Genomic DNA, 14,051 nt, shown 5'->3' on the forward strand with positions numbered 1-14,051 from the left:
GTATACACAACAGTCCCGCCGAGGGCAGGGGGTGTGTCCGATGCGCGCGCCGGGCGACGCCGTCCACGGGGAGCGTCGCCCGGCGTGAGAGGGCTGGGTGGTGCGTCCCCGGCGCGGGACGCCCGCGCGCCGCCGCACCTCCCTCGCGGGGCAAGAAATGTATACAGATCCCTTGCCCCGTGTGATCCACGGCACTACCCTGGGCGCATGGCGACCCACGATGCCCCCACCGAAGCCCGCCCCTCCGGCGCGTACGCCGACGCCCACGCCCGCTCCCTCCGCGACCCCGAGGGGTTCTGGCTCGACGCGGCGCGCGCCATCGACTGGACCGTGGCGCCCACGCGCGCCCTCGACGACTCCGCCGCGCCCCTGTACCGCTGGTTCCCGGACGGCGAGCTGAACACCGCCTTCAACTGCCTGGACCGGCACGTCGAGTCAGGCCGCGGGGACGCCGTCGCGCTGATCCACGACTCCGCGATGACCGGTGAGGTCACCCGCTACACGTACGCCGAGCTCACGGACGCGGTGGCCCGCCTGGCCGGCGCCCTGGCCGCGCGCGGCGTCGGCAAGGGCGACCGCGTCCTCGTGTACCTGCCGATGATCCCGCAGGCCCACATCGCGATGCTGGCGTGCGCGCGGCTCGGCGCGGTGCACTCCGTGGTCTTCGGCGGCTTCGCCCCGCGCGAGCTCGCCTCCCGCATCGACGACGCCGCCCCCGACGTCGTGCTCACCTGCTCCGGCGGCATCGAGCCCAAGCGCCGGGTCGAATACCTGCCCGCCGTGGCCGAGGCGCTCGAGACCGCCGCGCACCCCGTGCGCACGGTGCTGGTCCACCACCGCGAGGGCTTCGAGACCGCGCTCGCGGACGCCGACGGGCGCGGGGGCGCGAGCTGGGAGGACTGGGGCGAGGCCGTCGCGGCCGCCGAGCCGGCCGACTGCGTCCCGGTGCAGGCCACCGACCCGCTGTACGTGCTCTACACCTCGGGCACCACGGGCAAGCCGAAGGGCGTCGTCCGGGACAACGGGGGCCACGCCGTCGCCCTGCGCTGGACCATGGAGCACATCTACGACGTCGGTCCGGGGCAGGCGATGTGCACGGCCTCGGACGTGGGCTGGGTCGTGGGGCACTCCTACATCGTCTACGGCCCGCTGCTGGCCGGGGCCACCACGGTCATGTACGAGGGCAAGCCCGTGGGCACGCCCGACGCCGGCGCGTTCTGGCGGCTGATCGAGGACCACGGCGTGCGCTCCTTCTTCACGGCCCCCACGGCGCTGCGCGCGATCCGCCGCGCCGACCCCGAGGGCGAGCTGCTCAAGGACCACGACCTGTCCTCCCTGCGGCACTTCTTCGCCGCGGGCGAGCGCCTGGACCCGGAGACGCAGCGGTGGATCGAGGGCCTGCTGGGCATGCCGGTGATCGACCACTGGTGGCAGACCGAGACCGGGTGGGCCATCGCGGCGAACCCGGTGGGCCTGGAGCAGCTGCCGGTGAAGATCGGCTCGTCCTCGGTGCCCTCGCCGGGCGTCGATCTCGTGGTCCTGGACGGCCTGGGCGAGCCCGTGCCCGCCGGGACCGAGGGCAACATCGCCCTGCGGCTGCCGCTGCCCCCGGGCACCCTGCCCACCCTGTGGGGCGACGACCAGCGCTACATCGACTCCTACCTCAGCGCGTTCCCCGGCCATTACGCGACCGGTGACTCCGGCGTCGTGGACGAGGACGGCTACGTGTTCGTGCTCGGCCGCACCGACGACGTCATCAACGTCTCCGGGCACCGGCTGTCCACGGGCGTCCTCGAGGCCGCCCTGGCCGCCCACCCGGCGGTGGCCGAATGTGCCGTGATCGGCATCGCGGACCCGCTCAAGGGCCAGCGGCCCTCGGGCTACGTGGTCCTCAAGTCCGGCGTCGAGACGCCCGAGGCCGGCTCCGAGGCCGAGGCCTCGCTCCTGGACGAGCTGCGTCAGGCGGTGCGCCGCGAGGTGGGCCCGGTGGCGGACTTCCGCGACGTCGTCGTGGTGGACGCGCTGCCCAAGACCCGCTCGGGCAAGATCCTGCGCAAGACCATGCGGCAGATGGCCGACGGCGAGGAGTACGCGGTGCCCTCGACCATTGAGGACCCCGCCGTGCTCGAGGCCCTGGCCGGGGTGCTGCGCCCGGCCCGCTGAGCCCCGCTCACGTGCGGCCGGCCCAGCGGTACTCCTGCTCGGGCCGGCCACGGCCGCCGTGCCGGGCCGAGCGCCGCACCCGGCGGATCCGCTCGAGGTGCTCGAGGTAGCGCCGGGCCGTCACGCGGGAGATGCCCAGGCGCTCGCCCACCTCGGCCGCGCTCAGGGCGGTCTCCGGGTCCGCCCCCAGCAGCTCCACCACCTCGCGCAGGGTGCTCTCGGTCAGCCCCTTGGGCAGGGCCTCGGCGCGCCGCTCGCGGGAGACGCGGAAGACGGCGTCCACCTGCTCCTGGCCGTCGAGGGCGCCGTCGCCGGCCAGCATCGCCGAGGCGGCGCGGAACCCGCCCAGCCGATCCGCGAACTCGTCGAACCCGAACGGCTTCACGAGGTACTGCGTCACGCCGTACGCGACGGCCCGGCGCACCACCGGCAGGTCGGTGGCCGCGGTGAGCGCCAGCACCCCGCCGTGGAAGCCCGCCGCGCGCAGTTGGTGCAGGAAGTCCAGGCCGTGCCCGTCCGGCAGGTTCATGTCCAGCAGCACGACGTCGAACGCGAAGCGCCCGTCCGCGTGCAGGCCCGCCGCGGCGACCTGCCGCGCGGCCAACAGGGAGCCGGCCACCGCGGCCACCTCGAAGCCCGGCAGCCGGTCCAGGTGCGCCACGTAGGTCTCGGCCGTCAGCTGCTCGTCCTCGACGACGAGCACCCGGTACGGGCGGGCGGTCATATCTCCTCCTGGGGTCGGGGGGTGCGGGGCACCTCGACGGTGAACACGGTGCCCGAGTCGGTCGCGACGTCCGCGACCCCGCCGGCCTCCTCCGCGATCCGCCGCGTCAGCCACAGCCCCATGCCGCGTCCGGCGGCGCCGACGGGCTTCGTCGACCAGCCCCGGTCGAAGAGTCGGCCGCGGTCCGCGTCGGAGGGTCCGGGGCCGCCGTCGGCCAGCTTGCACGAGCAGGCCCGCGGCGTCCGAGACCACCTCGACGTCGACCCACCGGTCTGCCGCGGACAGGTCGGGTGCGGCGGCCGCGTCGAGGGCGTTGTCCACGAGGTTGCCCAGCACGGTCAGCAGGTCGAGCGGGCGCAGCGGGGCGGGCGCGGTCAGCTCGGCGGACCAGGTCAGCGCCACGCCCCGCTCACGCGCCTGGGCGGCCTTCGCGTCGAGCAGGGCGGCGAGGACGTCGTCGGAGGCCTCCTCGTCCGGGGCGCGGCGGGACAGCACGGCCCGGGCGGCCTCCAGCCGGCCCGACTCGACGAGGGCGGTGTGCAGCTGGTTGGCGTGCTCATGCGTCTGCGCGCGCAGCGCCGTGGTCAGGGTGTGGGCCACGGTGAGCTCGTTGCCGAGCCGCTGCAGGTCGGTGCGGTCGTGCAGGACGAGCACGCGCGATCCCGCCGGGGCGGTGGTCACGCCCTCGCGGGCGGCCGCGGCGAGGGCCGTCGGCGGGACCGACCCGCCGGGGTCGGAACGGCCGGGCGACCGCACGACACGCTGCTGCACCACGAGGACCCGCCCGCCGGCGGCGAGGCTCGCCTCGCCGCTGACCGCGCCCGGCAGGGCCGCGGAGAGCTCGGTGGGCAGTCGAGGCTCGCCCGCGCCCTCCCAGCCGAGCAGGCGCGCGGCGGCGTCGTTGTGCAGGCGGGCCCGCCCGTCCGGGGCGAGGACCACGACGCCGGCCTCGAGCGAGTCCATGGCCGTCTCCGCCAGCAGGAACTGCTCGGCGATCTGCTCGGGGCCGCGTCCGAGCGTCACCCGGTTCAGATACCGGCCCACGAGCCAGGCGACGAGCAGGCCGACGGCGGCCACGGCGGCCGAGCCGAGCAGGATGCCGGGGATCTGGGCCTGGGCCATGATGGCGACATCGGAGATCTGCACGCCCGTCGTGACCACGCCCAGGACGGTGCCGTCCTCCGGGTCCACGACCGGTGCGAGCGCGCGCACCGAACGGCCCGCCGCACCGGTGCTCGAGAGCTCCACGACGGTGTCCCCGGCGACGACGGCGTCCACCGGCTTCGGGTAGCGGACACCGACCTGCTCGGGGCGCCAGCTCGCCAACCGCATCCCGTCCGGGTCCATCACGGTCAGCCACGAGACCTGTGCCTCGGCGATCCAGCCGTCGATCCCGGCCTGCAAGGCGGGGGCGTCGCCGGCCCGCAGGGCCGAGACGAGCGCGGGGTCGCGCGCCACGAGGGTGGTGACGCCCTGGACGTGGCGCTCCTCGACGCGCTGGGCCACCTCGCGGGCCTGGAGGTAGGCGCTCCACACGCTGAACAGGGCGATGGCCGCCACGAGCGCCACGTGGACCACGGCGATCCGCCGGGCGATCGACCACGGGTGGCGCATGCCTCTCCTCCCTCGGGCCGGCGACGCGCCGGTCCACCCCCACGATCCTGCAGTCCGTCGGCCGCCGTGACCACTATGACCGCAATCGTGACCGACACCACCCGGGGCCGCGAGAGTGGTCACATCCCTCCCGCGCCGTTGCGGACCGCTCGGCGGCGCCCCACCACCGCACAGAACGGAACGCCCGATGGCGCACACCCCACCGGCCGAGACCTCGGCCCCGCCGGCCCCGGCGACGAAGAAGGACCGCACCCACTGGCTGTACATCGCCGTGATCGCCTCGGTGGTGCTGGGCGCCGCCGTCGGCCTGTTCTTCCCCGAGTTCGGCAAGTCCCTCAAGCCGCTGGGCGACGGCTTCGTCTCCCTCATCAAGATGATGATCGGCCCGGTCATCTTCTGCACGATCGTCCTCGGCGTCGGCTCGATCGCCAAGGCCGCGACCGTCGGCCGCGTGGGCGGCATCGCCCTGGTCTACTTCATGGCGATGTCCACGTTCGCGCTGGCCATCGGCCTCGTCGTCGGCAACCTCATCCACCCCGGCGAGGGCCTCAAGCTGACGCCCTACGACCCGAACAAGCCCCAGGCCGCGGCGGACGGCACCGTCCAGTTCCTGCTGGACATCATCCCCGGCTCCCTGCCGGTGCTGCCCACCCTGTTCATCGCCCTGCTCGTGGGCTTCGCCCTGCAGCAGATGGGCCCGGCCGGCGCCCCGCTGCTGCGCGGTCTCACCCTGATCCAGGGTGTCGTGTTCCGCCTCCTCACGATGGTGATGTGGGTCGCCCCGATCGGCGCCTTCGGTGCGATCGCCGCCGTCGTCGGCTCCACAGGCTGGTCCGCGATCGGCGCCATGGCGCTGCTCATGGGCGCCTTCTACCTGACCTGCATCGTTTTCATCGTGGTGGTGCTCGGCACGATCCTGAAGGTCGTGACCGGCCTGAGCATCCTGGCCCTCATGAAGTACCTGGGCCGGGAGTACCTGCTCATCTTCGCCACCAGCTCCTCCGAGACCGCCCTGCCCCGCCTGATCGCCAAGATGGAGCACGCCGGCGTGGACAAGTCCGTCGTGGGCGTGACCGTGCCCACCGGCTACTCCTTCAACCTGGACGGCACCGCCATCTACCTGACCATGGCCGCGCTCTTCGTCTCCAACGCGATGGGCGCGGAGATGAACCTCGGCGAGCAGGTCGGCCTGCTGGTCTTCATGATCATCGCCTCGAAGGGCGCGGCCGGCGTCACCGGCGCGGGCATGGCCACGCTCGCCGCCGGCCTGCAGGCGCACCGACCCGAGCTGCTCGGAGGCATGGGAGTGATCGTGGGCATCGACAAGTTCATGTCCGAGGCCCGCGCCCTGACGAACTTCACCGGCAACGCCGTGGCCACGCTCCTCGTCGGCCGCTGGGTGGGCGAGCTCGACGGCGAGCGTGCCCGGCGCGTCCTCAGCGGCGAGCTGAAGTTCGACGAGGCGACCGTGGTCGGCCATGGCGGCGCCGCGCACGACCCGCAGCAGTCCCCGACGGTCGCCGAGCAGGCCTACGAGGGTCACCCCGACTCCAGCCTGAACTTCGCGATGGCCGCCGACGGCGACCGGAACCCCGCCCGCTGACGGAGGAGGCGGGCCCGCGCGGCACGCCGCATCGTCGACCACCGGCGACGCCGGGGACGAGCCTGGACACCGGCCCGTCCCCGGCGTCGCCGTCGTCCCGGGAACGCCAGGCACTAGGGTGGGGGAAGATCCGGACACGCCGACGACGGCGGCCGCGGCGCGCCGCGGCCCGCGGCCGGGCGTGCAGACCACCGTGGAAGGAGCCGGCGCCGCCGTGACCTCGAGAGAACCGATCCCCGTGATGACCATCCACGGCGAGCCCGTGCTCGGGCCCACCGGCCGGCCCAAGCACGACTTCCCCGAGCCCGCGCCCCTGACCTCGCACGGCCCGGCGCGGATCATCTCGATGGTGAACCAGAAGGGCGGCGTCGGGAAGACGACCTCCACCATCAACCTGGGCGCCGCGCTCGCGGGCTACGGCCGCAGGGTGCTCATGGTGGACTTCGACCCGCAGGGCGCCCTCTCGGCCGGCCTGGGCGCGAACCCGCACGAGCTCGACACCACGGTGTACAACGTGCTCATGGAACGGTCCGTGACCGCGAAGGACGCGATCCTGTCCACGGACTTCGAGAACATGGACCTGCTGCCGGCCAACATTGACCTGTCCGCGGCCGAGGTGCAGCTCGTCAACGAGGTGGCCCGCGAGCAGGTCCTCGAGCGCGCGCTGCGCCAGGTCCGCGACGACTACGACGTGGTCCTCATCGACTGCCAGCCCTCGCTGGGCCTGCTGACCGTCAACGCGCTGACCGCCTCGCACGGCGTGATCATCCCGCTGACCGCCGAGTTCTTCGCGCTGCGCGCGGTCGCCCTGCTCGTCGAGACGATCGAGAAGGTGCAGGACCGGCTCAACCCGGACCTGGAGATCGACGGCGTGCTGGCCACGATGTTCGACCAGCGAACCCTGCACTCCAAGGAGGTCGTGGGCTCGCTCGTGGCCGGCTTCGGGGACCGCGTGTTCGAGACCGTCATCAAGCGGTCCATCAAGTTCGCCGACGCCACGGTGGCGGCCACGCCCATCACCCTGTTCGCCGAGAACCACGACGGCGCCAAGGCCTACCGGCAGCTCGCCCGCGAGCTGATCTGCCGCGGCGGCGCGCCGTGACCGTCCGCTGACCGCCGACGACGCCGGCCCGGTCCCGTCGCGGGACCGGGCCGGTTTTCTCCGCGCTCGCGGCCGGGGGAGCGGTGGCCGGGAGACGCGACGCCGCCGATCTGCGAGAATGAAGCCGGGCGTGTCCGTCTCCGGACCGTCCCTCACCCCCTGACCCGTCCGCCGCCGGCCCGACCGGCGCCGTTGACGCGCACCCGAAAGGACGCCCTCCCCATGAACTCCCGCAAGCCGCGAGGCTCCGGACGCACCCCCGCCGTCGGTCGACGGGGCGGCCCGTTCCAGGAGCGCGACTTCCAGCGACAGATCGGTGCCCGCCGCGGCGCCGCCGCCCCCCGTGAGGAGGCCCCCTTCGACGAGGACGCCGTGCCGCGCACCCGCGGTCGCCGCGGCCGCGGCGCCGGCGCCGCCCGGGCCAAGGCCGCCCACCTCGACCGCATCCACGACGAGTCGGGCGAGCGCCTGCAGAAGGTGCTGGCCGCGGCGGGTGTGGCGTCCCGGCGCGTGAGCGAGGACCTCATCGCCGAGGGCCGCGTGGAGGTGGACGGCGTCGTCGTCACCGAGCCCGGCGTGCGCGTGGACCCGGCCACGGCCGTGATCCGGGTGGACGGCATCTCCGTGCAGACGGACGTGACCAAGCAGTACTTCGTCTTCAACAAGCCCCGCGGCGTGATCTCCACGATGGTGGACCCGGAGGGCCGGCCCTCGATCGCCACCTACCTCAAGCCCGGGCAGGAGCACCTGTTCCACGTGGGCCGTCTGGACAACGAGACCGAGGGCCTGCTCATCCTCACCAACGACGGCGAGCTGGCCAACCGCCTCACCCACCCCAGCTACGAGGTCCCCAAGACCTACGTGGTGCAGACCCGCGGCCCGCTGGCCAAGGGCGTCTCGAACCGGCTGCGCGAGGGCGTGGAACTGGAGGACGGCGTGGCGCAGGTCGACTCGTTCAAGCTCGTCGACTCGACGCCGGGCCACGTGCTCGTCGAGGTCGTGCTGCACTCGGGCAAGAACCGCATCGTGCGTCGCATGTTCCAGGAGATCGGCCACCCGGTCGAGCGGCTCGTCCGCGTCAAGGTGGGCCCCATCCTGCTGGGCGACCAGAAGCAGGGCACCGTCCGCGCACTCAACGCGCAGGAGCTGGGCCACCTCAAGGCCCTGGTCGGCCTGTGAGCGCGCCCGCCGAGTCCGCCGCCAAGCTCGGTGACGGCCCGGCCGGGATCCCGCAGCCCGTGCTCGTCCGGGGGACCGGTCTGCTGGGCGCCTCGATCGGCATCGGGCTGAGCGCGGCCGGTGTGGACGTGCGCCTGCACGACCCCTCGCCCGCCGCCCTGGCCGTGGCCGCGGACATCCGCGCCGGACGCCCCGCCCGCCTGGACGCCGAGGGCGACGACCTCGACGTCGCCCCGGGACTCGTCGTCGTGGCCGCGCCGCCGGACGTGACCGCCGACGTCGTGGTCGACTCGCTGCGCCGCTGGCCCGCGGCCGTGGTGGTGGACATCGCCTCGGTGAAGGAGGCGGTCGCCGCGGGCGTGCGCGCTGCCGTCGACGACGGCCGCCTGGCCCCGCAGGACGCCGACCGGTACCTCGGGACGCACCCGATGGCCGGCTCCGAGCGGTCCGGTCCCGTGGCGGCCCGCGGCACCCTGTTCACGCAGGCGCCGTGGGTGCTGTGCCCGACGGACACGACGCACCCGGGCGCCCTCGCGGCCGGTCGGGCCCTCGCGCTGACGCTGCAGGCCACCCCGTACCGGATGGCGGCCCGCGCCCACGACGAATCGGTCGCGCTGATCTCGCACCTGCCGCAGATCGCCGCCTCGCTCGTGGCCTCCCGCCTGCAGGACACCCCGGACCAGGCGCTCGCCCTGGCCGGCAACGGGCTGCGGGACACCACCCGGATCGCAGCGTCGGACCCGCAGCTGTGGGTGCAGATCCTCTCCGGCAACGCCGGGCGGATCGTGCCGGCGCTGCACGGGCTGCGGGCGGACCTGGACCGGCTGATCCGCACCCTGGAGGACCCCTCCGCCCCCGGGGCGCGGCTGGACATGGCGCAGCTGATCGCCGAGGGCAACGCCGGTCGGGCACGGGTGCCCGGCAAGCACGGGGCGCCGCCGCAGGCGTTCGCGGTGGTCACGGTGATCGTGGACGACGCCCCCGGGCAGATCGCGGCCCTCCTCGACGAGGTCGGCCGCACGGACGTGAACGTGGAGGACCTGCGGCTCGAGCACGCCTCGGGCCACCGGGTCGGCATGGTGGAGATCTCCGTGCTGCCCGGCCGCAGGGACGAACTCGTGGCGGCGCTGACCGCCGCCGGATGGAAGGTGGTCTGAGATGACCGAGCACACCCGCGACGACGTCGCACCCGCGCCGCTCGTGGTGGCGGTGGACGGCCCCTCGGGCTCGGGCAAGTCGTCCGTGTCCAAGGCCGTGGCCCGGCGTCTCGGCGCCGCGTACCTGGACACCGGCGCCATGTACCGCGCCGTGGCGTGGCACTGCCTGAACGAGGGCGTCGACCTGGCCGATGCGGAGGCCGTGGCGGCGGCCGCCGTCGCCATGGACCTGGACCAGTCCACCGACCCGGACGTCGAGGCCGTGCGGGTCGGCGGCACGGACGTCACCGAGGCGATCCGCGGCCCCGAGGTCACGGACACGGTCTCCACCGTCGCCGTGGTGATCCCGGTGCGCGAGGAGCTGCACCGTCGCCAGCGGGCGGCGATCGCCGCCGCGGGCCGGATGGTCGCCGAGGGCCGCGACATCACCACGGTGGTGGCCCCGGACGCCCACGCGCGCGTGCTGCTCACGGCGTCCGAGGCCGTGCGCACCGCCCGCCGCTCGGGCCAGCTGGCCGCGGCGGGGGAGACCGGCGTCGACGCCGGCACGCTGCACCGTCAGGTGGCCGGGCGCGACGCCCGCGACGCCACCGTGTCCACGTTCGACCGCCCCGCCGACGGGGTGGCGCTCGTGGACTCCACCGAGCTCGACTTCGAGCAGACCGTGGCGGCCGTCCTGGCCGCCGTCGAGGACCAGGCCGGCATCCCGGCCGTGAAGGGAGGCCGACGATGACCGAGAACCCCCAGCACCGCTCCGGTGAGGACGAGTTCGTCCCCGCCGGCGACGATCAGGTGGCCGAGCGGCTCGCCGCCATGACCGAGGAGGAGGCCGAGGCGCGAGCCGCATCGTTGCGCGCCGGCCTGGCCGACTACGAGCTCGAGGAGGACGACGCCGCCCTCCTCGACGCGTGGCAGCTCGGGCCCGACGAGGACGTCGACGCGCCCGTGCCGCCCGTGCTGGCCATCGTGGGCCGGCCGAACGTCGGCAAGTCCACGCTCGTCAACCGCATCATCGGCCGTCGTGAGGCCGTCGTGGAGGACGTGCCCGGCGTGACGCGCGACCGCGTCTCCTACGACGCCGAGTGGAACGGCCGCGAGTTCACCGTGGTCGACACCGGCGGCTGGGAGCACGACGCCAAGGGCATCCACCGCCGCGTGGCCGAACAGGCCGAGCTGGCCGTGGACGTGGCGGACGCCGTCGTGTTCGTGGTGGACGCCACCGTCGGCATGACGGCCACGGACGAGGCCGTGGTCTCGATGCTGCGCCGCAAGGACCGCCCGGTGATCGTGGCCGCCAACAAGGTGGACGACATGGTCCAGGAGGCCGACGCCGCCACCCTGTGGTCGCTCGGCTTCGGCTACCCGTACCCGGTGTCCGCGGTGCACGGTCGCGGCGTCGCGGACCTGTTGGACGCTGCGCTCGAGGCGCTGCCGGAGGAGTCCGCCCACGGCGGTCTCGTGCCGCGCGGCGGCCCGCGCCGGATCGCCCTCGTGGGCCGGCCGAACGTGGGCAAGTCCTCCCTGCTGAACAAGCTGGCCGGCTCGGACCGCGTGGTGGTGGACGACCTGGCCGGCACCACGCGCGACCCCGTGGACGAGCTCGTGGAGCTCGGCGGACGGCTGTGGCGCTTCGTGGACACCGCCGGCATCCGTCGACGGCAGCACATGGCCCACGGCGCCGACTACTACGCGTCGCTGCGCACGGCCTCCGCCCTGGACCGCGCGGAGGTGGCCGTGGTGCTGCTCGAGGCGCCGCACGTGATCTCGGAGCAGGACGTGCGCATCCTCCAGATGGTGCTGGACTCCGGTCGCGCCCTCGTGATCGCGTTCAACAAGTGGGACCAGGTGGATGAGGATCGGCGGCTCCAGCTGGCCAAGGAGATCGAGCGGGACCTGGCGCACGTCGCGTGGGCGCCGCGCGTGAACATCTCCGCGAAGACCGGCTGGCACAAGGACCGTCTCGTCCCCGCGCTGGACCTCGCCCTGGACTCATGGGACACCCGCATCCCCACGGGCAAGCTCAACGCGTTCCTCGGCGAGCTCGTGGCGGCCCACCCGCACCCGCTGCGCGGCGGCAAGCAGCCCCGCATCCTGTTCGCGACCCAGGTCTCGAGCCGGCCGCCCAAGTTCGTGCTGTTCACCACCGGGTTCCTGGACCCCGGGTACCGCCGGTTCATCGTGCGCCGCCTGCGCGAGACCTTCGGGTTCGAGGGCACGCCCCTCGAGATCGGGATGCGCGTGCGCGAGAAGCGCGGTCGCCGCCGCTGATCCGGCTCTGCCCCGACGACGTCCCTCGGCCTGCCGTGCCGGGGGACGTCGTCGTCCCGGCAAGCTCCCACCGTTCTTCCACCTTCGCCGCGTAGCCTGTGGGCATGAGCCTCATCCGACGTCGCCCCGCCGCCCTGTCCCTGGCCACCCTGGCCGCGCTCGCGCTGGCCGCATCCGGCTGCGCGGTCGACGACGGCGAGACCCGGGCCGCGCTGCAGAGCGCGGAGGACCGGCTCGCCCAGGCCGAGGACCGGATCAGCGAGCTGGAGGCGGACGCCTCGGACCGCGTGGACCTGGGGCAGCTGCGCCAGGAGGCCGAGGGCGCCCTCGAGGAGGCGGACCGGCGCGCCGCCGAGGTCGTCGAGGACCTGACGCGATCCCTGCCCTCCGGTTCGGACATCGTCGACGTCGAGGCGCTCCGGGAGGACGGAAAGGTGGTCATCGAGTACGGCCAGTCTTTGCTCGATGCCGATCCCCAGGTCCTCGAGGACACGATGCGGGAGGCGGCGGAGCGGGCGCGCAACGCCATCCCGGACCTGAAGGATGTCGAATTCCGCGTGGGGGACCGGACCTTCACGTACTGATCCTGCGACGGGGATCCGTGAGCCCCCCGACACGCCTCTTCGACCCGCCCGGAACGGCGGATCGGAGCGGCTCGACGTGTTACGCTTCACCCGTGCACGACTGCACCCTCAGTCATGAGAGGGTTCGTGCAGACCGCCAGGCCCACCGGTACGCCGGGGCCGCGGTCGCTGGGGGACTCTCGGTCGGGTGGCCCTCGGTCAAGGGATGAGGGGTTCACGTCTGTGAAGAGGACGTGGGCCCCTTGTTCACGTTTCGGGGGTGTCGCGCGGTTTGCCCCTGACAACGACGACCTGGCAGGCCCGCTTCCGATTCGCGCCCGGCGGTGCCGGTGGGGTATGCTCATCGGGTGCCGAAGCGCGGATGACCGCGATTCGCCACGGGCTATGGCGCAGCTTGGTAGCGCGCTTGACTGGGGGTCAAGAGGTCGTGGGTTCAAATCCCGCTAGCCCGACCACGTTCCCACGGGTCAGAGTCCGCATCTGACGAGGGAAAATGGAATGAGGCCCAGGTACTCCCTCGAGGGGAGCGCCTGGGCCTCTTTCCGTGCCTGACATATTCCTTAGCACAAACTGATCGAGACAGACCCTACGGTTCGGCGTTCGGCTCGACTTATATCCCCGGGAATTCAGAACTTCCTCAGTGGCCGAGCGGCTCGATCCAAAATCGATCTCGTCGGTGACCAGAGCGTTGGCCCTGAAGCCCCCTGGGTCTGATGGAGACTCGCGCTATTTGATTCCGACCAGCTGTTCGCGGCCGGCTTCGACAGCATAGAACGTGTCCTCGAACTCGGCGGGTGGGACGTCGCCGAGGTAGCCGTGGAGGCGTTGCGTGTTGTGCCAGGACACCCACCCGAGGGTCGCGAGCTCGAGGTCCTCGACCGTCCGCCAGGGACCTGGCCGTGCGGGTCCGCGGACGTGCTCGGCCTTGTAATAGCCGTTCACGGTCTCGGCCAGGGCGTTGTCATAGCTGTCCCCGACGGTCCCGATCGACGGTGTCGCTCCGATCTCGGCGAGGCGTTCGCCGTAGCGAATGGAGGTGAATTGAGACCCCGCGTCGCTGTGGCAGCGCAGGTCCTCGTGGCGAGCGCCGCGGGACCAGCGGGCCATCCCGATCGCGTCGAGGACCATCTCGGTGCGCATGTGTGACGCGCACCGCCACCCGACGATCATCCGGGAGAACGCGTCGACGATGAAGCAGACGTACGCGACGCCGGCCCACGTCGGCACGAACGCCAGGTCGGTGACCCAGAGCCGGTTCGGGGCAGGCGCGGTGAACTCCCGCTTCACGAGGTCCGGGTGCCGCGCTGCGGTCGGATCTGGCCGGGTCGTCTTCACCCGCTTCGACCTGGTCGCGCCCTTAATCCCTGCGGCGCGCATGAGCCGGCCCGTCTGATCTCGGCCGATGTCGATCCCGGCGCGACGCGCGGTCTTCCAGAGCTTTCTGACCCCGTAGACGCGGTAGTTCGTCTCCCAGAGCTCGACCAGCTGCGGGATCAGCTCCTCGTCCCGCACCGCGCGAGCCGAGGGGGCTGTAAGCGGCCATGAAAAGCTGCCCATAGGTGGCCAGGGAATGACCCGCTGACGGCCATGAGGACTGCCCAGTGATGGCCACGGGAACTGCCCGGTGCTGGCCATCTGGTTTGCCCGCGTTGCTCGT

10 protein-coding genes and 1 tRNA gene are annotated in these 14,051 nt (G+C 73.1%); 9 read left to right on the forward strand and 2 right to left on the reverse strand.

Going from position 1 to position 14,051, the window contains the following annotated elements; all coding sequences use genetic code 11:
• Nucleotides 1–207: 207 nt before the first annotated feature.
• A complete protein-coding gene (locus J1M37_RS06275; RefSeq protein WP_206452332.1) occupies nucleotides 208–2,163 on the forward strand; it encodes an AMP-binding protein in 1,956 nt (651 codons plus the stop codon).
• Nucleotides 2,164–2,170: 7 nt separating this feature from the next.
• Here the strand turns inward: J1M37_RS06275 and J1M37_RS11780 are convergent, their stop codons facing one another.
• Nucleotides 2,171–4,501 carry a response regulator gene (locus J1M37_RS11780; protein WP_446724886.1) on the reverse strand — a complete coding sequence of 777 codons (2,331 nt, stop codon included), beginning with the start codon at nucleotides 4,499–4,501 and terminating at the stop codon, nucleotides 2,171–2,173.
• Nucleotides 4,502–4,688: 187 nt separating this feature from the next.
• Between J1M37_RS11780 and J1M37_RS06290 the strand changes: the two genes are divergently transcribed.
• From J1M37_RS06290 to J1M37_RS06325, 8 genes are all read left to right on the forward strand, one after another.
• The gene (locus tag J1M37_RS06290; protein WP_206452334.1) at nucleotides 4,689–6,104 is read left to right on the forward strand and encodes a cation:dicarboxylate symporter family transporter; all 1,416 of its coding nucleotides are present in this window, start codon (nucleotides 4,689–4,691) and stop codon (nucleotides 6,102–6,104) included.
• A 241-nt stretch (nucleotides 6,105–6,345) separates the two neighbouring features.
• The gene (locus J1M37_RS06295) at nucleotides 6,346–7,206 is read left to right on the forward strand and encodes a ParA family protein (RefSeq protein ID WP_036315755.1); all 861 of its coding nucleotides are present in this window, start codon (nucleotides 6,346–6,348) and stop codon (nucleotides 7,204–7,206) included.
• Nucleotides 7,207–7,428: 222 nt separating this feature from the next.
• The gene (locus J1M37_RS06300) at nucleotides 7,429–8,385 is read left to right on the forward strand and encodes a pseudouridine synthase (protein WP_036315713.1); all 957 of its coding nucleotides are present in this window, start codon (nucleotides 7,429–7,431) and stop codon (nucleotides 8,383–8,385) included.
• Nucleotides 8,382–9,542 (forward strand): prephenate dehydrogenase, encoded by a 1,161-nt coding sequence (locus J1M37_RS06305; protein ID WP_063189213.1) that lies wholly within the window; start codon nucleotides 8,382–8,384, stop codon nucleotides 9,540–9,542. Before J1M37_RS06300 ends, J1M37_RS06305 begins: the two co-directional genes overlap by 4 nt.
• A gap of 1 nt (nucleotide 9,543) precedes the next feature.
• Nucleotides 9,544–10,275, forward strand: a complete 732-nt coding sequence (cmk, locus tag J1M37_RS06310) for a (d)CMP kinase (RefSeq protein ID WP_041102682.1) — start codon at nucleotides 9,544–9,546, stop codon at nucleotides 10,273–10,275.
• A complete protein-coding gene (der, locus tag J1M37_RS06315; protein WP_206452335.1) occupies nucleotides 10,272–11,810 on the forward strand; it encodes a ribosome biogenesis GTPase Der in 1,539 nt (512 codons plus the stop codon). Before cmk ends, der begins: the two co-directional genes overlap by 4 nt.
• A 104-nt stretch (nucleotides 11,811–11,914) precedes the next feature.
• Nucleotides 11,915–12,394, forward strand: a complete 480-nt coding sequence (locus J1M37_RS06320; RefSeq protein ID WP_123244159.1) for a hypothetical protein — start codon at nucleotides 11,915–11,917, stop codon at nucleotides 12,392–12,394.
• Nucleotides 12,395–12,772: 378 nt separating this feature from the next.
• Nucleotides 12,773–12,849, forward strand: a tRNA-Pro gene (locus tag J1M37_RS06325).
• Between the two features lie 271 nt (nucleotides 12,850–13,120).
• Here the strand turns inward: J1M37_RS06325 and J1M37_RS06330 are convergent.
• Nucleotides 13,121–14,051 (reverse strand): IS3 family transposase (locus J1M37_RS06330; RefSeq protein ID WP_241250909.1); only part of this gene is annotated, 931 nt, incomplete at its 5' end.

This window comes from Micrococcus sp. KRD012, assembly GCF_017168555.1.
Lineage (GTDB): Bacteria > Actinomycetota > Actinomycetes > Actinomycetales > Micrococcaceae > Micrococcus > Micrococcus luteus.